The organism is Bradyrhizobium sp. SZCCHNR1017, assembly GCF_032381375.1.
Classification (GTDB): Bacteria; Pseudomonadota; Alphaproteobacteria; order Rhizobiales; family Xanthobacteraceae; genus Bradyrhizobium.
This window is the reverse complement of record NZ_JAUHIR010000012.1, coordinates 133,792-153,981: the sequence shown is the minus strand read 5'-3', so window position 1 is coordinate 153,981 and position 20,190 is coordinate 133,792. Positions and strand designations below refer to the sequence as shown.

The window sequence follows — 20,190 nt, the reverse complement described above, 5'->3', positions numbered from 1 at the left end:
TGTTACAGCCCTGATGGTGCTGAACAGGCCCGGCTCGCGAGAGCCGGGCCTTTTCCATGGGCCGCCGGGGCTCCGTGATTGCCGTTCAACTAACTGATTTTAAATGATTAATTATTCTTTCGGTGTTTAGATCGGGAACCGGGAGGGTTAAGGCCTCGTTCCAGTTTGGTTAAGGGTTGGCGCGAATACGGCAGAGATGGGGTAACAATCCGTAAAGAAGCGTGAGTTGGCGCTCTTTGGGGCTCTCGTTAAGTTCTGCCGTGACTTGGGGATGCCTGAAAGTGAGTCGGTTCGCGAGGGGCGGGCTGACGAGGGATCAGGCGGGGTCTTGGGCGATCGTCGATGAAATTCAGCCGGCAAACAACGCTTCGTTCGCAAGCCACCGTCACCGGTGTAGGCGTCCACTCTGGCGCGCCTGTCAGCCTGACGATCGGGCCTGCGCCGATCGATGCGGGGATCGTGTTCCTCCGCACCGGCCTCGATGGCGCCGACCGCGAGGTCCAGGCGTCCTTCGGCTCGGTGATCGCCACCGAGTTGGCGACGGTGCTCGGTGACCGCAACGGTCCGCTGGTGTCCACCGCCGAGCATGTTCTCGCCGCGCTGCGCGGCATGGGTGTCGACAATGCGCTGATCGAGGTCGATGGTCCCGAGGTTCCGATCATGGATGGCAGTGCGGCACCGTTCGTCGCTGCCATCGACCAGGCCGGGATCGTCAATCAGTCGGCTCCGCGGCGCTACATTCAGGTGCTCAAGCCGGTCCAGGTGACCATCGGCGCCTCCACGGGCGAGCTGCGTCCAAACAGCTCCGGCTTCTGGGTCGAAGCCGAAATCGATTTCACCAACCCCGTGATCGGCCGCCAAGCCTATCATTTCGAGCTCAGCCCCGAGCGCTTCCGCCGCGAGATCGCCCGCGCCCGCACCTTCGGCTGCATGAGCGACGTGTCGCGACTGTGGAGCGCCGGCTTCGCGCTCGGTTCGTCCTTCGACAACACGCTTGTGTTCGACGAGGACCGCCTGCTCAATCCCGAAGGTCTGCGCTACGCCGACGAATGCGCCCGCCACAAGGTGCTGGATGCGATCGGCGATCTGGCGCTGGCCGGCCTGCCGATGCTCGGAACCTATCGTTCGGTCCGTGGCGGTCACAAGCTCAACCATGCGGTGCTGACTGCTCTGATGGCGGATCGCACGGCTTGGCGGATCGTCGAAGGCGAGACCGTGCGGCGTCCCCGCGTGGCCGCGGAGGTCGTTGGCGGCATGGTCGGTGGCATGGTTGCGCCGGCCTACGGCCCGGACGTGTCCTGAGCGTCGTCCTGCCGCTCGGCTGATCCGTCGACGGGGTTGCGCGACGCGCGACATTGCCGGGAGCTTTGCTTTCGACTTCGTTCGGTTTTTTCCGGCTGCTTTTTTGTCAATGTTTGTTACTGGCCACGTCTTCTCCGTGGCTGGATCATCGGCATTTCGATGTTTTCCAACGGCTTCTTCAGCGGTAACCATGATGCGTGGCGGCAGCCTCGGTGTTGCCTTAATCCGGGCGGATTGGCTTCCTATGCGGTTGGTTGATGAAGTGTTTTCGGCTAGAGAGGCCGGGGCCGCGTGATGCGTGCCACTGGCGGGGCTCTTCCTTCGCGGTCATGAAGCGACCTTCATGGTGCACGGCGTAGATCAGATCACAGGCATCGGGTTCCAAAGAAGCATGTCGATACAGCGTCTCACGCGCGACCTCCGTCATCCCGCAGCAAGCATCGGCCGGCTCCGGCTCGCCGCGTCGCTGATCCTGCTGGCGCTGCCGTTGAGCGGCTGCGGCACCGGCGGACTCTGGGACAAGTTCCTCGCCAAGGACGACACCTTCGTCGATGAGCCCGCGGACAAGCTCTACAATGAGGGCTTGTACCTGATGAACGAGAAGAAGGACGTCAAAGGCGCGACCAAGAAGTTCGAGGAGGTCGACCGCCAGCATCCTTATTCCGACTGGGCCCGCAAATCGCTGCTGATGTCGGCCTACGCCTCCTATCAGGCCGGCGACTACGATGGCTGCATCGGCGCCGCCACCCGCTACGTGACCCTGCACCCGGGCAGCCCGGACGCGGCCTATGCGCAATACCTGATTGCTGCCTCGCATTACGACCAGATCCCGGACATCAGCCGCGACCAGGGCCGGACCGAGAAGGCCATCGCCTCCCTCGAAGAGGTGGTGCGTAAATATCCGACCTCCGAATACGCCACCAATGCCAAGGCCAAGATGGAGGGCGCCCGCGACCAGCTCGCCGGCAAGGAAATGGATGTCGGCCGCTACTACATGCAGAAGCGCGACTACACGGCCGCCATCAACCGCTTCAAGGCGGTGGTGACGCAGTATCAGACCACGCGGCACGTCGAGGAAGCGCTGTATCGCCTGACCGAGGCCTACATGACGATCGGCATCGTCGGCGAGGCCCAGACCGCGGCGGCCGTGCTCGGGCACAATTTCCCCGACAGCAAGTGGTACAAGGACGCCTACAATCTCGTGAAGTCGGGCGGCGTCGAGCCCGAGGAGAACAAGGGCTCCTACATCTCGCGCGCCTTCAAGAAGCTCGGCCTGGGCTGAGCAATCGGCCGGATCGCTCGTTTGATCTGGCTTTGTTCTATATTCTTGTTTTGTTCTCTATTTGCTGCTAGCATCAAGTCGTTCGCTCAGGGGCGTTCCGCCCCGTTACGAAGGACTTCGGTTCCATGCTGGCGCGACTGTCGATCCGTGACATCGTCCTGATCGAACGACTCGATCTCGAATTCTCCCATGGACTTGCGGTGCTGACCGGCGAGACCGGTGCCGGCAAGTCGATCCTGCTGGACGCCTTCGCTCTCGCGCTCGGCGGTCGCGGCGACGCCAGCCTGGTGCGCCACGGGGCCGACCAGGGGCAGGTCACGGCCGTGTTCGAGATCGGCAAGGATCATCCCGCGGCCAGGATCCTCGCCGCCAACGGCCTGGATGCCAATGGCGAGATGATCCTGCGCCGCGTCCAGTTCGGCGACGGCCGCACCCGCGCCTTCATCAACGACCAGTCGGTCAGCGTGCAGACGCTGAAAGCGATCGGCGCCACCCTGGTCGAGATCCATGGCCAGCATGATGAACGTGCGCTGGTCGATGCCGCCACCCACCGCCGGCTGCTGGATGCCTTTGCGGGCCTGGAGAAGGACGTCGCCGCGGTCGAGGCCCTCTGGGCGGCCCGCCGGACCGCGGTCACGGCGCTCGACGAGCACCGGGCGGGCATGGAGCGCGCGGCCCGCGAGGCCGACTATCTGCGGCATGCCTCGGACGAGCTGAAGAAGCTGGCGCCGAAGGAGGGCGAGGAGACGCAGCTCGCCGCCCGCCGCACGGCCATGATGCAGGGCGAGAAGATCGCAGGCGATCTGCGCGACGCGCAGGATGCGGTCAGCGGCAACCAGTCGCCGATCGCCGCGCTGGCCGCGGCCGTTCGCCGGCTGGAGCGACGCGCGGTCAGCTCGCCCGCGCTGGTCGATCCGGCGGTGAAGGCGATCGATTCGGCGATCAACGCCCTGGAGGAGGCCGATCAGCATCTGACGGTGGCGCTCGCGGCCACCGATTTCGATCCGCTGGAGCTGGAGCGCATCGAGGAGCGGCTGTTCGCGCTGCGCGCGGCTGCGCGCAAATATTCGACGCCGGTGGATGGGCTGGCGGCCTTGGCTGCCAAATATGCCGCGGATGTCGTCCTGATCGATGCCGGCGCCGAGCAGTTGAAGAAGCTGGAGGCGGCGGCGGCAACAGCCGATGCGCGCTATGCCGCGGCGGCGGCCAAGCTGTCGGCGGCGCGGACCAAGTCGGCAGAGAAGCTGAACCGGGCCGTCCATGCCGAACTCGCCCCGCTCAAGCTGGAGCGCGCCAAGTTCATGACCCAGGTCGACAGCGACGCCGAGGCGCCGGGGCCGGAGGGCATCGACCGTGTCGAGTTCTGGGTCCAGACCAATCCGGGCACGCGGCCGGGCCCGATGATGAAGGTCGCCTCGGGCGGCGAGCTGTCGCGGTTCCTGCTGGCGCTCAAGGTCGTGCTGTCCGACCGCGGCTCGGCGCCGACCTTGGTGTTCGACGAGATCGACACGGGTGTTGGCGGCGCGGTCGCGGATGCCATCGGCGCCCGGCTGGCGCGGCTCGCGCACCGGGTTCAGGTGATGGCCGTGACCCATGCGCCGCAGGTCGCGGCCAGGGCGGACCAGCATCTCCTGATTTCCAAGGATGCGCTGGATCGCGGCAAGCGTGTCGTCACCCGGGTCAACACGCTCGCCACCCTGCACCGCCGCGAGGAGATCGCCCGCATGCTGGCCGGCGCCGAGGTCACCGCCGAAGCCCGCGCCGCCGCCGACCGGCTGCTGGAGGCTGCGGCGGCGTAGCTGGAAACGGAGCGGGCCGAACGCTTTGGCTCCGGCGTGCGCATTGTGTACACCGTCGTTTCGGAACGGCCTCCGGGCCGTCCCGCAACGACGAGCAGATCATACGCATGCCCAAGACAGCAAAACCGAAGCAGCCCATCGACGTTGCCGATCTCACCAAGGCCCAGGCCAAGGTGGAATGGAAACGGCTGGCGCTGGAGCTCGAGACCCACGACAGGCTCTATTATCAGGATGACGCGCCGAAGATCTCGGACGCCGCCTATGACGAGCTGCGTCGCCGCTTCAATGCGATCGAGAAGCGTTTCCCTGAGCTCGTCAGCAGCGAGTCTCCGTCGCAGAAGGTCGGCGCGGCGCCCTCCGGCCGGTTCAAGAAAGTGCGGCACGCGGTGCCGATGCTGTCGCTCGACAACGCCTTCGCCGAGGAGGACGTGCGCGACTTCGTCGGCCGCATTGCGCGCTTCCTCAAGCTTGCCGACGATCGCATCGATTTCTCGGCCGAGCCGAAGATCGACGGGCTGTCGATGTCGCTGCGCTACGAGGGCGGCGAGCTGGTCACCGCCGCGACGCGTGGTGACGGCGCCGAGGGTGAGGACGTCACCGCCAACATCCGCACCCTGAAGGACGTGCCGCACAAGCTGCACGGCCGCAACCTGCCCGACATCTGCGAAGTGCGCGGCGAGGTCTACATGACCAAGCAGGCCTTCCTCGCGCTCAACGAGCGCCAGAAGGAAGCGGGCGACACCATCTTCGCCAACCCGCGCAACTCCGCCGCAGGCTCGCTGCGGCAGAAGGATCCGGCCATCACCGCCTCGCGTCCCCTCGGCTTCTTCGCCTATGCCTGGGGTGAAATGAGCGCGATGCCGGCGGAGACGCAGAGCGGCATGATCAAATGGTTCGAGCGCTGCGGCTTCACGACCAATCCGCTCATCAGGCTCTGCCACTCGGTGGAGGAACTGATCGCGTTCCATCGTCACATCGAGGAGCAGCGTGCCGAGCTCGACTACGACATCGACGGGGTCGTCTACAAGGTCGACCGCATCGACTGGCAGGAGCGGCTCGGCTTCGTGTCGCGCACGCCGCGTTGGGGCATCGCGCACAAGTTTCCGGCCGAGCGCGCCATGACCGTGCTCAAGGACATCGAGATCCAGGTCGGCCGCACCGGCTCGTTCACGCCGGTCGGCAAGCTTGAGCCGGTCGGTGTCGGCGGCGTCATCGTGCAGAACGTGACGCTGCACAATGAGGACTACATCAAGGGGATCGGCAACAAGGGCGAGGTTCTGCGCGAGGGCCGCGACATCCGGATCGGCGACACCGTCGTGATCCAGCGCGCCGGCGACGTCATCCCACAGGTGGTCGACGTCCTCATCGACAAGCGGCCGAAGCACGCCAAGGAATTCCATTTCCCCAAGACGTGCCCGTGCCCCCTGCATACCGACGTCGTGCGGGAGGAGATTGCGACCGGCGAGGAGGGCTCGCGCGCCCGCTGCACCGGCGAGTTCGCCTGCCCGTTCCAGAAGATCGAGCACCTCAAGCTGTTCGCCTCGCGCCGCGCTTTCGACATCGACGGCCTGGGCGAGAAGCAGATCCAATTCTTCTTCGACCAGGGCTGGGTCAAGGAGCCCGCCGACATCTTCACGCTGGCCGCGCGCAACGCCAAGCTGAAGCTCGAGGAGATCGAGGGCTATGGCGAGACCTCGGTGCGCAATCTCTTCAATGCCATCGACGCGCGGCGCGAGATCGCGCTGGAGCGCTTCATCTTTGCGCTCGGCATGCGCCATGTCGGCGAGACCACGGCGCTGGCGTTGGCGCGGGGCTACGGCTCCTGGGATGCGTTCCACGAAGCCTGTCTCAAGGTCGCCAACGGCGACGAGGAGGCGATCGCGGAGATGGATGCGCTCGACCAGATCGGCGACACCGTGATCAAGAGCGTCGCCGCCTATTTCGGCGAGGACCACAATCGCGGCATCGTCGAGCGGCTGACGAAAGAGGTGAAGATCCTCGACGCGGAGAAGCCGAAGCGCAATTCGCCGATCGCGACCAAGACCGTGGTGTTCACCGGCACGCTGGAAAAGATGACGCGCGATGAGGCCAAGGCGACCGCCGAGCGGCTCGGCGCGAAAGTCTCGGGCTCGGTGTCGAAGAAGACGGACTACGTCGTCGCCGGTCCCGGCGCGGGATCAAAGCTGAAGGACGCGCAGAAGCACGGCGTGCAGGTGCTCACCGAGGACGAGTGGCTGCAGCTGATCGGGGAGTAGCAGCTCCGCGGTGTTGGTTGCGACAGATGCTGGATGCGACCTCAACAATTGTCATCATCCGCGAAAGCGGATGATCCAGTATTCCAGAGGCATTTGTCATGAAGCCAGGACGCTTCGGCCTGCTGGATTACCCGCCTGCGCGGGTATGACGCCGAGAGTGACGCGCGGTCGTGCGGTCGCTCACGCGCCTCCCTCACATTACCCCGGCTTCGTCCTCTTCCGCCGTCTCGATCAGCTCCTTCGTCACCTTCATCTGCGTGCGCGGGACCAGGAAGATCATGCTGCAGGCGCAGGCGAGGGACAGGGTGAGCATCGCTGATGTCAGCGGCAGCGTGCTGCTGAAATGGCCGCCGAGCCAGGCGCCGAGCTGCGATGTCAGCGCGCCCACGCCCATCTGCAGGAAGCCCATCGCGCCGGAGGCGGTGCCCGCCGCGCCCGGCCGGACGCTGATGGCGCCGGCGGCGGAGTTCGCCATCACGGCGGCATTGGCGAACATCAGCAGCATCTGCGTGCCGAACAGCACCGAAGGCACCTGGTTGAAGCCGAACAGGCTCCACGTGAAGTTCAGCGCGGCGCTGGTGAGCTGCAGCCCCAGTCCGAACCAGATCAGCCGATCGAGCGAATGGCGCGGCGCGTAGCGCACGCAGAACAGGTTGCCGACGAAATAGGCGAAGCCGGTGGTCGCAAACCACGCGCCATACTCGGCCGAGGAGCGGCCCATCTGCACCTCGACGATATACGGCCCGCCGCCGGCGAAGGCGAAGATGATCTGCGAGGCCAGCACCTGGCACAGCATATAGCCGAGGAAGGCGCGGCTCTTCACCAGCATGGCGACGTCGCGGCGGAAGCTCGCGTCTTCGACGCGGGCAGGGCGGGTCTCCGGCAGCGCCATGGTCACGGCGATCGCGATCACGATCGACAGCGCGGCGACGACGTAGAAGATGGCGTGCCAGCCGAACGCGATCTCGATCAGGCCGCCGGTCAGCGGCGACAGCATCTGCGCGATCATCATGACCGCGACGACGAGGCTGATCATCGCCCCGATGCGCTCGCGCGGATAGAGATCGCGGATGATGGCGCGGCTGATCACCATGCCGCTGGCGCCGCCGAGCGCCTGGAAGAAGCGCGCCGCGATCAGCTGGGGCAGGGTGTCGGCGAAGATGCAGCTGACGCTCGCGACGATCGACAGCGCGAGCCCTGCGAGCATCACGGGGCGGCGGCCGAAGCGGTCCGACAGCGGCCCGAGCAGCAGCTGCGAGATCGCGATGCCGGCCATGTAGAACGACACCGTCATCTGCACCACGGAGGCGTCGCGCCCGAACGTGGTCGCGAGCATCGGCAGGGCCGGCACCAGCAGGTATAGCGAGATCGGCGCCAGGCCGGTCATCACGACCAGCAGGACCAGCAGCGTGCGCGAGGGAGCGGCGCGCGGTGGCGCCGCCCCAGGCGGTCTGCTGATCATTCCATGCATGATGCCGCTCAAATCGGGTGAACGCCCCGACTGTAGCGGCCTTCCGCTTCGCGGAAATGCCTGTTTCGGCATGCGCCCATGCGGGCAGCGGGACAGTTCGTAGCTGGACAGTCCGGATGACTACAGTGGCGCAGTCGCCTGATCGAGCCAGCGCTGGTCGCTGTCGTCGAGCGCTGCACGGACGGTTTCCCTGACCCGGGCATGATAGGCGTCGAGCCATGCCCGTTCCTCGGCGGTCAGCATGACGACATCGATCAGGCGGCGGTCGATCGGCGCCAGGGTCAGCGCCTCGAAGCCGTTCATCGGCTTCTCCGCGCCCGCGACGTCCTTCGCCACAACGAGCTCGAGGTTCTCGATGCGGATGCCGAAGGCGTCGGTCTTGTAGTAGCCGGGCTCGTTGGACAAGATCATGCCGCGCTTCAGTGGCGTCGTGCCGAGCTTCGAGATGCGCGCGGGCCCCTCGTGTACGGACAGATAGCTGCCGACGCCGTGGCCGGTGCCGTGCTCGAAATCGATGCCCGCCTGCCACAGGAACTGCCGCGCCAGGGTGTCGAGCTGCGCACCGGTGGTGCCGTCGGGGAAGATCGCGCGTGCGATTGCGAGGTGGCCGCGCAGCACGCGGGTGAAGCGGTCGCGCATCTCCTCGGTCGGCGCGCCCACGGCGATCGTGCGGGTGACGTCAGTGGTGCCGTCCTGATATTGCGCGCCGGAATCGATCAGCAGCAGATCACCCGGCATGATGCGGCGGTTGCTCTTGCGGGTGACGCGATAATGCACGATGGCGCCGTTGGGACCGGTGCCCGAGATGGTCGGGAACGAGACGTCCCTGAGTGCGCCGGTGTCGCGGCGAAAGCTCTCCAGCGCCTCGACCGCATCGATCTCGGTCAACGTGCCCTTCGGCGCCTCGCGATCGATGAAGGCGAGAAAGCGCGCCAGCGCCACCGCATCGCGCTGATGGGCGCGCCGCGTACCCTCGATCTCCACCGCGTTCTTGGCGGCCTTGAGCAGGCTGACCGGATCGGCGCCGCGCACCGCCTTGCCGCCGGCGCCCTGGATCAGCCGCGTCAGGGCATCGGCGGCCGTGGCGCTGTCGAGCGCGATGGCTGCGCCGGATTGTGCGAGCTCGCTCAGGCGCAGTGTCAGCGTGTCCGGCTCCGCCACATCAGCGCTCTGCTCGAGATGATCGCGCGTCAGGTTCGAGAGCTTCCGGGAATCGATGAAGATCGTCGGACGTCCGGCCTTCGGCACCAGCGCATAGGACAGCGGCAGCGGCGTGTGCGAGACGTCGGCGCCGCGGATGTTGAAGGTCCAGGCGACGTTGTGGGAATCGGACAGCACCAGCGCCTCGACCCCGAGGCGCTCGATCTCCAGGCGGATCCGGCCGAGCTTGTCCGCCTCGCTCTCGCCGGACAATTCCGCGCCGTGGATGGAGACGGCGCCGAGCGGCGGCAGCGGCCGTTCGGTCCAGATGCTGTCGACCGGGTTGCGCTCGACCGGCACCAGCTCCGCGCCCGCCTTGGCGCAAGCGGCGGCCAGACGTTCGGCCGCGGCCGTCGTATGCAGCCACGGATCGAAGCCGACGCGGTCACCGCTCTGCAGGTGTCGCGTCAGCCAACTCTCGGGCGGCGGCTCGATCAGCGATTCCACCATCCAGGCCTTGCCGTCGACCTGCTTGCCGGCCTGCAGCGTATAGCGGCCGTCGACGAAGATCGCGGCTGCCTGCGGCAGCACGATCGCGAGGCCGGCCGAGCCGGTGAAGCCGGTCAGCCATGCCAGCCTTTCCTCCGATGGCGGCACATATTCGTTCTGCTGCTGGTCGGCGCGCGGCACGATGAATCCGGTGAGCTTGCGGCTGGCCAGCTCTTCGCGGAGCGCGGCCAGCCGCGCGGTCAGCGCCACGCCGGTTTCGGGTTCTTCGAACGTCTGGAACAGAGCTTCGAACATCGGTCTCATACTTTAGAAGTGGATCCTGCCGCAGAAGTGGATCTTGCCGCGTCGGCGACGAATACTCCTTCAGCAGACAGTGCAGTGCACGAAGAATCTCCTTGCATTCGCCTGTGCAAAAAGATTTGCTGTCGCATGCCAGTCATCCGAAAGAGGTGCGGCGAGGAAACGTATGGACGTGACGACCGCGATCGTAAAGATCATCCGCGGTCGGTCGCATGATCCGGGGAGTGCCTCAACTCAACGGCGAGGGGATGCACGATGCCTGCTTTTACCTTCGAAAAACTATCGGCGCCCGCGCCAAGCGGACCTGCGTCCGCACCGGCCGAGAAGCCGCGCAGCGCGCTGGCCGATCTCGTCAATCGTCTCGTTGCGCCGCGCGGTCGACGTGCCTCGCGTAATCAGTCCGACTCCACCTCCCAGCAGAGCCAGCCGAAGACGTAGTCGCGAGCTTGCCGCACCGGCGTGAAGGTTAGCGTGCAGGTTCGATCCACGCCGTGAGCTGACTGCCTCACTGCTGCTTCTGCAGCAACAGGCTGCTCCACCCCTCGATTCTCAAATGCCGGATCGGAACCAGGCCGCGAGCGCGATAGGCGGCGCGGACGGCGCGTGCCTGCGGGGTCAACAGGCCCGACAGGATCACGAAGGCTCCAGGCGCGAGGTGGCGCAGCATCGGCGCGGCCAGCTGGCGCAGCGGGTTGGCCAGGATATTCGCCAGCACCAGGTCGAATGGGCCGCACCGGGCAAAGTCCGGGGCGGCGAAGCCGGTGGCGCGGATGACCCGGACCAGGGGGCCTGCGCCGTTGAGCCGGGCGTTCTCCCGCGCCACCATGACCGAGGGCGCATCGATGTCGCTCGCCAGCACGGACCGGTGCGTCGCCTTGGCGGCGGCGATGGCGAGCACGCCGGTTCCGGTGCCGAGGTCGAGCACCCGTCGCGGCGCGTGCGTCTTGAGCACGTGATCGAGCAGCAGCAGGCAGCCGCGGGTGGTGCCGTGGTGGCCGGTGCCGAAGGCGAGCGCCGCCTCGATCTCGATCCCGAGCTTGTTGCCGGGCACCCGCTGCCGGTCATGGCTGCCATGGACCATGAAACGGCCGGCCGGCACCGGAACAAGGTCGTCCAGGCTGGCCTTGACCCAGTCCTTGGCCTCGACGACCTCGAACGCCAGGGTCTGGGCCACGTCGGAGCCTGCCGCCCCGCCGACCAACTCGCGCACCAGCGCCTGGTCGGGCGGGTCGGCAAAATGAACCGTGACGTCCCAGCGCCCGTCCGGACGCTCGAACGCCGCCACCGCCGCGTCGCCCTCGAAGAACACCTCGGTCAGGACGTCGACCGCCGGGCGGGCGGTCGCTTCATCGGCAACCGTGAAGCTGGCCTTGTGGGTGGCGGGCGTGGTCGTTGAGGTCATCAAGGTGGATCCTGGCGAGATTTGACGGCGTGGTTAAGGGAATTGCCTGCCAACGCAAGCGATAGGGCCGCAATGCGGCCGGATCTGCACATCCGGCGGTTGTATAATGCCTTTCCTGATCCGAATAAAAGTTGAGGTTCAATTGCAGCGAAGAATCTCTGCAACTTGAACTGGGGGCATTATCCCGACTTTAGGGTCCTGGCCCCTAATTTTCCCGTCATGGGAACCGGATGATCCTCGGTTCCTGGGTTGGGAAACGAGGTTCAGATGAAGTCCATTCTGTCGAAGTTCTTGCGTGATGAATCCGGCGCCACCGCCATCGAATACGGCCTGATTGCAGCGGGCATCTCGCTGGCGATCATTGCCGCCGTCAACGGCCTGGGCAGCTCGCTCAGCAGCAAGTTCGAATCGATCAACACGTCGCTGAAGTAATCCGACCGCCGCGGCGTCCTCGAAGAACCGGGCCTCAGCGCCCGGTTTTTCTGCTCTTGAGAGGGCGTATCGAACGCCGGGTCCACAGCATATCCACACGGCCGTGCACTGCTTCTTTGGCGGTTGATCCACCGCTTGTCCACAGGGGTGTGCCGCGCCTTTCCACCCCTTATCCTCAGCCGAACAACGCGCGATGGTCCGCCAGGATCGCCTGGGCCGCATTGTGGCCGGGGGCGCCGGTGACGCCGCCACCGGGGTGGCTGCCCGAGCCGCAATGGTAGAGCCCCTTCAGCGGCGAGCGATAGTCGGCGTGACCGAGCATGGGGCGGGCCGAGAACAACTGGTTCAAGGTCAGCGCGCCGTGGAAGATGTCGCCACCGATCAGCCCGAACTGGCGTTCGAGGTCGAGCGGTGACAGCACCTGCCGGCCGAGCACGCTGGCCGCAAAGCCCGGCGCATAGCGGTCGACGGTCGCGATCATCAGGTCGGCGACCTCGTCGCGATGATTGTCCCAGGAGCGGCCGTCCGGCAGCTCGGGTGCGACATGCTGGCAGAACAGGCTGGCGACGTGCCGGCCCGCGGGCGCCAGCGTCGGGTCGAGCGTGGAGGGGATCAGCAGTTCGACCACGGGATCGCGGCTCCAGCCATGCGCCCGCGCGTCGAGATAGGCCTGGTCCATGTAGCCGAGGCTCGGGCCAAGGATGATTCCCGCGGACAGATGGTCGCCGTCGCCCGGCAGCGCGCTGAACGAGGGCAGCCGGTCGAGCGCCACGTTCATGCGGAACGTGCCCGAACCGCAGCGCCAGTTCCGGATGCGGCTCAGGAACGGCTCGGGCACGGCACCGGCCGGCACCAGGCGCGTATACAGCAGCTTCGGGTTCACGTTGGCGACGACATGGCGGGCGCGGATGGTGCGGCCATCCTCGAGCACGATGCCGACCGCGCGGTCGCGCTCGACGATCACCTCGCGCACGCCGGTCTCGACCTCGACCAACGTTCCCAGCTCTTTCAGGCACCCGGCCATCGCCTGCGTGATCGCGCCCATCCCGCCGATCGCATGGCCCCAGACGCCCTTCTTGCCGTTCACCTCGCCGAAGGCGTGATGCAGCATCACATAGGCCGAGCCGGCAGCGTAGGGGCTGGCATAGTTGCCGACGATGGCATCGAAGCCGAACAGCGCCTTCACCAGGTCGGTCTCGAAGATCTCGTCGAGCATCTCGCCGGCCGAGCGCGTGAAAAGGTCGAGCAGGTCGCGCTGCTGCTCCAGCGACAGTGCGCGCAGGGTGTTGGCGGTGCCGAGCGCGTTGAACGCCTCGCGGATCGCCGACAGCCCGAACTGGGCGGCCAGATTCGGTGGCGCCCGGAGCACGAGGCTGCGCAGCACGTCCGCGATCGCCTCGAGCCGGGCCGAGAACGGGGCGATCGCGTCGGCGTCGCGGTGGCTCAGCCGCGCAACCGAAGCCAGCGTGCGACCCTCGCCCGTCAGCAGATAGCGACCGTCCGGCGAGGGCAGGAAGTTCTGCGCCCGGCGCTCGACGATCTCGAGCCCGTGCTCGTGCAGCTTCAGGTCGGAGATGACGCGCGGATTGAGCAGGCTCACCGTGTAGGACGCGACGGAGTTGCGGAAGCCCGGATGAAACTCCTCGGTCACCGCGGCGCCGCCGACCACCTTGCGACGCTCGACCACATGCACGCGCAGGCCCGCCATCGCGAGATAGGCCGCACAGGTCAGGCCGTTGTGGCCCGCGCCGATGATGATGACGTCGGTTTCATTCATGTCAGCTTCAAGAAGTCCTGTTTAATGGCCCGCACCGGGAACCTCGGCTGGTGCTGTCGCGCCGGAAGGCTGCGACGTCAAGGAAAACTCCATTTTGCCTCAGCTGCTCGCCATACCGCCCTGCGATCCGCTATGTCTCGTCTGCTCATCGCGGTCCGGCCTCGGCATCTGATGCCGGCCGCGCTGCTGCCGGAGTTGTCATGACCTCAATCGCCTCGCCCGCCGTCGTCGCTCAGCCCTCCGCCGCACGCAACCGGCTGGTGCTCGTCGTCTATACCGCCGCCATTTTCGTCAGCGCGCTGCTGTTGTTCTCGGTGCAGCCGCTGTTCACCAAGATGGTGCTGCCGCGACTCGGCGGCTCGCCGGCGGTGTGGTCGGTGGCGATGGTGTTCTTCCAGACCCTGCTGCTGGCGGGCTACGCCTATGCGCATTTTCTCACCCAGCTCCGCAGCCGGGTGCTGCCGATCGCGATTCATCTGCTGCTGCTCGGTTTCGCCATCCTGGGCTTGCCGCTGTCGATCGCGAGTAGCTGGGGCGATCCGCCGACCTCGGGCTACGGGCTGTGGCTGCTCGGCCTGTTCACCGTGTCGATCGGCCTGCCGTTCTTCGCGCTCGCCGCCAACAATCCGCTGCTGCAGGCGTGGTTCGTGCGCACGGGTCATCCGGCCGCGCCCGACCCGTATTTCCTCTATGCGTCGTCGAACATCGGCAGCTTTCTGGCGCTGCTGTCCTATCCTCTGCTGATCGAGCCGATCTTCAGCCTGCGCATGCAGAACCTGATCTGGACCGGTGGCTATGGCCTCCTGATCGCGCTGATCGCCGGCTGCGGCGTCCTGCTGCTGCGGTCGCCCGTGATCGTCACGAGCCTGTTGCACACCGGCGACAGCCATGCGCCGGCGCCACGCTGGCTGCTGCGCCTACGCTGGATCTTCCTGGCCGCGGTGCCCTCCGGCCTGCTGATCGCGGTGACCGCGCACATCTCCACCGACGTCGCGGCCGCCCCCTTGCTGTGGGTGCTGCCGCTGTCGCTCTATCTGCTGACCTGGGTGCTGGTGTTCCAGTCGCGGCCGCTGCTGCCGCACAAATGGATGCTGGCGCTGCAGCCGCTGGCGATCGCCGGCGTCGTCGTGCTGCTCGCCTTCGGCGGCGAGCAGAATCTCGCGCTCACGCTCGGCGGTCACCAGCTCTGCTTCTTCATCATCGCCATGGCCTGCCATGGCGAGCTCGCGCGCACCCGCCCGCCGGCCAAATATCTCACCGGCTTCTATGTCGCGCTGTCGTTCGGTGGCATGGTCGGCGGCCTGTTCGCCGGCTTGATCGCCCCCTTCACCTTCTCATGGGTTGCCGAATATCCGATCCTGCTGGCGCTGGCGGCGCTGTGCCGGCCCGCGGCCAACGAGCGCTTGCCCGGGATCACGCGCTGGTACTGGCTCCCGCTCGCGGTCATCGCCGTCGCGCTGCTGGTGCCCGCCGGCATGACCGGCAAGGTCACGACCTATCTCGAGGACCACCGCGTCTATGTCGCGGGCGCCGTGGGCGTGCTCGCAGCGCTGCTCGCTCTGCTGCTGAACGGTGGCCGCTGGAAGGTGTTCGCGACGGCCGCGCTCGCGCTCGTCCTGATCCGCGCCTATCCGGCCGATGACGGCCGCGTCGAGACGGTGCGCAGCTTCTTCGGCGTGCACAAGATCGTGGTGACATCGGACGGGCACTACCACGTGCTGATGCACGGCACGACCATTCACGGCGCGCAGAAATATCTCAACGCCGATGGCTCCAAGGTGACGGGGCGGCCCGAGCCGATCACCTACTATCACAAGGACGGCGGCATCGGCCGCGCCATCACCGCGATCCGGGAGCGCAAGGGCGCGCCGCTCAAGGTCGCCGTCATCGGCGTCGGCGCCGGCACGCTCACATGCGCAGCCGAGCCTGGCGAGAGCTGGAAATTCTTCGAGATCGATCAGACCATGGTCGACACCGCCAGCGACACGAAATATTTCAGCTACATCAGGAACTGCGCGCCGGACATCAAGCCCGTCATCGGCGATGCCCGGCTGACCTTTGCCAAGGAGCCGGACGGCGCCTACGATCTGATCATCGTCGACGCCTATTCCTCGGATGCGATTCCGATCCATCTGGCGACGGAGGAGGCGATGGCGATCTACAAGGCGAAGCTGGCGCCGCAGGGCGCCGTCGTGATGCACGTCTCCAATCGGCATCTGGAGCTGGAGAGCGTCGTTGTCGGCATCGCCGACGCCAACGACCTGAAGAGCTGGGTCTACAACGAGGACTCCGGCCGCGACGACGAGTACATCTTCTCCACCGACGTCGTCATCAGCGCGCGCGAGGACGCCGACGTCGGCAAGCTGGCCTCCTCGGACAAGTGGACCGAAACTGAGCCGACCGACGGCGAACGGGTCTGGACCGACGATTATTCGAACATTCTCGGCGCGGTGTATCGGCGGCTTCGCGACGGCGAGTAACAGGGCACTGCCGCCGTTCGACGTCGCCGGGCCTGGATCGCCGTGATGATGGTTTCTGCGCCCAAAGAGGTGCGCGCCTCGTCAGCGGCGGGCCTCGGTTGCATTGCCGCATCGATTTCTCGAGCGTCTGATCGCCGACTTTGCTGTGCCGCATCGCAAAACGCAGTGGTTTCGCGCTTTCTGCGCGGGCCTCTGTTGCGTGCCCGTCATGACCATGCTACCTTGAGGTGCGCCCCTCATTTGAGGTCGGTACTTTGCGCGTCTTCGAATGGGTGGGTTGGGGCACGCACGCGCAGTCGAGCTGGATCGCAAACTGAGCGGTGAGGGACCGGTCTGGTCGTCTTGCCCTGAGCGAACGATCGCGCGGACGCTGTCCAGATCGAGGTGCTGTTCGTCCGGGCGGAGCCAGCGGTTCGGACGAGAGACGACTGTTCGCGACTAGATATCGTTCGACTACCAAATGCCGGCCGCATCAAAGCAGGCCGGCTTCACATGGGAGGGGTTCAATGAAGCGTCTTTGGATTGCCGGTGCGTCTGCCTTGTTGTCGATGGCGCTCGGTCTCGGTTCCGCGGGAGCCGCGGACAAGAAGGTCCTCGCCTTCGTCGTCAACGGTGCCTCCGACTTCTGGAAGATCGCCGAGGCCGGCGTGAAGAAGGCGCAGGGCGAACTGCCCAATTACAACCTGCAGCTCAAATATCCCGAGCAGGCGGCAGCCGCCGTGCAGCAGCGGATGCTGGATGACCTCGTCGCGGCCGGGGCCGCCGGAATCATGGTGAGCGCCGTCGATCCGAAGAACCAGACTGAGCACCTGAACAAGATTGCCGCACAGACGGTGCTCTTCACCACCGACAGCGACGCCCCGCAATCCAAACGCATCGCCTATATCGGCTCCTCCAATACCGAGCTCGGCAAGGATGCCGGCAAGCTGATGCTGAAGGCGCTCCCGAACGGCGGCAAATGTGTCGGCTTCGTCGGCCTGCTCGGGGCTGACAACGCTCGCGAGCGCATCGAAGGCGTGAAGGAGACCATCAAGGGATCGAAGGTCGAACTGGTCGACGTGCGCGGCGACGAGATCGACCAGACCCGGGCCAAGCGCAATGTCGAGGACATCCTGGCAGCGATGCCGGACGTGAGCTGCCTGGTCGGCTTCTATTCCTACAACACCCCGCGCATCTATGAGGTGCTGAAGGAGGCCGGCAAGCTCGGCAAGATCAAGATCATCGGCTTCGACGAGGATCCGATCACGCTCGGCGGCGTCAAGGACGGCGCGATCGAGGGCACCGTCGTGCAGCAGCCGTTCGAGTGGGGCTATCAGGGCATGAAGCTGATGGCGAAGGTCGTTGAGGGCGACAAGTCGGGCGTGCCGGCGAACGGCATCATCATCGTGCCCGGCAAGGTGATCGAGAAGTCGAACGTCGACGACTTCATGGCGCAGATGAAGCAGATGCTGAAGAAGTAGCGCGACGGCCGGCGTGCGCGAGCCCTTCCTCGAGCTGATCGACATCGGCAAGACCTATCCTGGCGTGGTCGCGCTCGACCACGCCAGCCTGTCGGTCGCGCCCGGCGAGGTGATCGCCCTGGTCGGCGAGAACGGCGCCGGCAAGTCGACCTTGATGCGCGTGCTCGGCGGCGTCGTCGAGCCGAGCAGCGGCACGATCCGGATCGATGGCGCGGCGCGGACCAGCTACACGGTGGCGGACGCGATCGCGTCCGGCATCGCCTTCGTCCACCAGGAGCTGAACCTGTTCGACAATCTCGATGTCGCAGGCAACGTCTTCATCGGCCGCGAGCCGGTCTATGGCGGTCCGCTGCGGCTGATCGACCGGGCGACGCTGCGAGCCAGGGTGCGCCCGCTGATCGCGCGCCTCGGGGCCGATTTCGAGCCGGAGACGCCGCTTGCCGAGCTGTCTTTGGCGCAGCGCCAGCTGGTCGAGATCATGAAGGCTTTGTCGCTCGATGCGCGCTGCGTGATCATGGACGAGCCGACCTCCAGCCTGACGCTGTCGGAAACCGAGCGGCTGATGCAGGTCATCGCCGGCCTGAAGGCGGGCGGGGTCAGCGTCATCTTCATCACGCATCGCTTGAACGAAGTCATGCAATGCGCCGATCGCGCGATCGTGCTGCGCGACGGCCGCATGGTTGGCGCGCTCACGCGGGACGAGCTCAGTCCTGCCGCGATGATCCGGCTGATGATCGGCCGGGACCTGCGGTCACTCTACGTGCCGCCGGCCGCGCCGCCCGGCGATGCCGTGCTCGACGTGGTGGAGGCCGTGACCGCGACCTATCCCAACCAGGCCGTCAGCCTGCAGCTCCGGCGCGGCGAGATCCTCGGGCTTGCAGGTCTCGTCGGCTCCGGCCGCACCGAGCTCGCGCGCGGCATCTTCGGCGTCGAGCCGCTGCTGGCCGGGCGCATCAGCCTGGAGGGCGAGCCGATCCGCATCTCGACGCCGCGCGCGGCGATCGATCGCGGCATCTATCTCATTCCGGAAGACCGCAAGGCCTGCGGCCTGCTGCTCGACCTGTCGATCGCCGAGAACATCTCGCTGCCGGATCTCGCCTCCTATCTCAGCTTTGGACTTGTCGACATCAGGCGTGAGACCGAGAATGCCGACCGGCAGCGCGAACGGCTCAAGATCCGGGCGTCCGACGTCAAGGTCTCGGTCGGCACCTTGTCCGGCGGCAACCAGCAGAAGGTCGTGCTCGCCAAATGGCTGTCGATGCGGCCAAAGGTCTTGATCTTCGACGAGCCGACCCGGGGCATCGATGTCGGCGCCAAGCAGGAGATCTACGACATGCTGCGGCGGCTGGCGGATTCCGGCGTCGCGATCCTGATGATCTCGAGCGACATGGAGGAGGTGATCGGGGTGAGCGACCGGATCGCCGTGATGCATGAAGGCATGATTTCGGGCTTCCTGGCCCGCAACGAGTTCAGCGAGCACAACGTGCTTCAGCTCGCCGTCGGCCATACCGTCTGAGCGAGGGCGCCCGTGCAGAAAAAAGATCTCAGCCTGCTGATCCTGATCCTGGTGGTCGGCGCCGTCGTCGCCTTCATCAACCCGCGCTTCCTGCTGGTCGGCAACCTCTCCAATACCGCCAACCAGGTCGGCATGTTCGGAATCTTCTCGATCGCCGAGGCCTTCGTCATCATCGTTGGCGGCATCGAGCTCGCCGTGGGCTCGGTGATCGCGTTGCTCGGCGTGCTGTTCATCGACCTCATCGTCAACCGGGACGTCGATTGGGTCGCCGCCTTGTTCCTCATCCTCGCCGGCGGCGTCGCCATCGGCATGGTCCACGGCACGCTGGTGACCAAGATGCGCATCCAGCCCTTCGTGGTGACCCTGTGCGGACTTTTGATCTATCGCGGCGCGGCCCGTTATTACACCGAGGATGCCACGGCCGGCTTCGGCTACGGCGCGAGCTTCCCGGCGCTGGAATGGTTGGCCGCCGGCCGCACCGATGTCCTCGGCTTTCCACTGCCGCATAGCGTCGTGGCGCTCGCCATCGTGGCCGGCATCGCCTGGCTGGTGCTGCACCGGTCGGTGTACGGCCGCTATTTCTACGCAGTCGGCAAGAACGAGGAGGCGGCGCGCTACTCCGGCATCCGGTCCGATCGGGTGACGATCGCGGCCTATGTGATCTGCGGCGCCCTGACGGCGCTCGCCGCGGTCCTGCTGGCGATGTACACCCGCTCGATCTCGCCGGCGGTACACGGCTCGTTCTACGAGCTCTATGCGATCGCCGCAGCGGTGCTCGGGGGCTGTTCGCTGCGCGGCGGCGAGGGCTCGGTCATCGGCGTCGTGCTCGGCACAATCCTGCTGCAGATGCTGCAGAACCTGGTCAATCTGCTGGGCATCCCGAGCTCGCTCAATTTCGCCGTGATGGGCACGGTGATCCTGATCGGCGTGCTGGCCGATCAGTATTTCGTGCAGCGGCGCGCGCGCATGCCGACGGCCCGCGGGCAGGCCAGCGCCGATCGTGCGTCCGCCTCGCTCGAGCGGGTCAACGCCGAGTGAGGAGGCGCCGATGCGCTGCGTAACAG

The 20,190-nt window shown here is 66.2% G+C and carries 13 protein-coding genes; 9 read left to right on the top strand and 4 right to left on the bottom strand.

Going from position 1 to position 20,190, the window contains the following annotated elements:
* The first annotated feature begins 342 nt into the window (after nucleotides 1-342).
* The 4 genes from lpxC to ligA all read left to right on the top strand — a co-directional run bounded on the left by lpxC (nucleotide 343) and on the right by ligA (nucleotide 6,638).
* Nucleotides 343-1,302, top strand: a complete 960-nt coding sequence (gene lpxC, locus QW863_RS26370) for a UDP-3-O-acyl-N-acetylglucosamine deacetylase (RefSeq protein ID WP_315713427.1) — start codon at nucleotides 343-345, stop codon at nucleotides 1,300-1,302.
* A 391-nt stretch (nucleotides 1,303-1,693) separates the two neighbouring features.
* Nucleotides 1,694-2,584 carry an outer membrane protein assembly factor BamD gene (locus QW863_RS26365; RefSeq protein WP_315713426.1) on the top strand — a complete coding sequence of 297 codons (891 nt, stop codon included), beginning with the start codon at nucleotides 1,694-1,696 and terminating at the stop codon, nucleotides 2,582-2,584.
* A gap of 125 nt (nucleotides 2,585-2,709) precedes the next feature.
* The gene (gene recN / locus QW863_RS26360) at nucleotides 2,710-4,383 is read left to right on the top strand and encodes a DNA repair protein RecN (protein WP_315769151.1); all 1,674 of its coding nucleotides are present in this window, start codon (nucleotides 2,710-2,712) and stop codon (nucleotides 4,381-4,383) included.
* 107 nt (nucleotides 4,384-4,490) lie between these two features.
* Complete coding sequence (gene ligA / locus QW863_RS26355) at nucleotides 4,491-6,638, top strand: NAD-dependent DNA ligase LigA (RefSeq protein WP_315769150.1); 2,148 nt, start codon at nucleotides 4,491-4,493, stop codon at nucleotides 6,636-6,638.
* Nucleotides 6,639-6,831: 193 nt separating this feature from the next.
* Here ligA and QW863_RS26350 read toward each other — a convergent pair whose 3' ends face one another.
* The 3 genes from QW863_RS26350 to QW863_RS26340 form a co-directional block, all read right to left on the bottom strand.
* Nucleotides 6,832-8,109 carry a multidrug effflux MFS transporter gene (locus QW863_RS26350; RefSeq protein ID WP_315769148.1) on the bottom strand — a complete coding sequence of 426 codons (1,278 nt, stop codon included), beginning with the start codon at nucleotides 8,107-8,109 and terminating at the stop codon, nucleotides 6,832-6,834.
* Nucleotides 8,110-8,229: 120 nt separating this feature from the next.
* Nucleotides 8,230-10,053 carry an aminopeptidase P family protein gene (locus QW863_RS26345; RefSeq protein WP_315713422.1) on the bottom strand — a complete coding sequence of 608 codons (1,824 nt, stop codon included), beginning with the start codon at nucleotides 10,051-10,053 and terminating at the stop codon, nucleotides 8,230-8,232.
* 511 nt (nucleotides 10,054-10,564) lie between these two features.
* Nucleotides 10,565-11,461, bottom strand: coding sequence for a 50S ribosomal protein L11 methyltransferase (locus tag QW863_RS26340; RefSeq protein ID WP_315713420.1), 897 nt, complete (start codon nucleotides 11,459-11,461; stop codon nucleotides 10,565-10,567).
* Nucleotides 11,462-11,728: 267 nt separating this feature from the next.
* On the opposite strand from QW863_RS26340, the gene QW863_RS26335 reads away from it, so the two are divergent.
* Nucleotides 11,729-11,893, top strand: coding sequence for a Flp family type IVb pilin (locus tag QW863_RS26335; RefSeq protein ID WP_315713419.1), 165 nt, complete (start codon nucleotides 11,729-11,731; stop codon nucleotides 11,891-11,893).
* A gap of 175 nt (nucleotides 11,894-12,068) precedes the next feature.
* On the opposite strand, the gene QW863_RS26330 is transcribed toward QW863_RS26335, so the two are convergent.
* A complete protein-coding gene (locus QW863_RS26330; RefSeq protein WP_315769145.1) occupies nucleotides 12,069-13,670 on the bottom strand; it encodes an NAD(P)/FAD-dependent oxidoreductase in 1,602 nt (533 codons plus the stop codon).
* A 200-nt stretch (nucleotides 13,671-13,870) separates the two neighbouring features.
* Between QW863_RS26330 and QW863_RS26325 the strand changes: the two genes are divergently transcribed.
* The 4 genes from QW863_RS26325 to QW863_RS26310 all read left to right on the top strand — a co-directional run bounded on the left by QW863_RS26325 (nucleotide 13,871) and on the right by QW863_RS26310 (nucleotide 20,164).
* A complete protein-coding gene (locus QW863_RS26325; RefSeq protein ID WP_315769143.1) occupies nucleotides 13,871-16,150 on the top strand; it encodes a fused MFS/spermidine synthase in 2,280 nt (759 codons plus the stop codon).
* A 506-nt stretch (nucleotides 16,151-16,656) separates the two neighbouring features.
* A complete protein-coding gene (locus tag QW863_RS26320; RefSeq protein WP_315713416.1) occupies nucleotides 16,657-17,610 on the top strand; it encodes a sugar-binding protein in 954 nt (317 codons plus the stop codon).
* 13 nt (nucleotides 17,611-17,623) lie between these two features.
* The gene (locus tag QW863_RS26315) at nucleotides 17,624-19,126 is read left to right on the top strand and encodes a sugar ABC transporter ATP-binding protein (RefSeq protein WP_315769141.1); all 1,503 of its coding nucleotides are present in this window, start codon (nucleotides 17,624-17,626) and stop codon (nucleotides 19,124-19,126) included.
* Between the two features lie 12 nt (nucleotides 19,127-19,138).
* A complete protein-coding gene (locus QW863_RS26310; protein WP_315752444.1) occupies nucleotides 19,139-20,164 on the top strand; it encodes an ABC transporter permease in 1,026 nt (341 codons plus the stop codon).
* Nucleotides 20,165-20,190 lie beyond the last annotated feature (26 nt).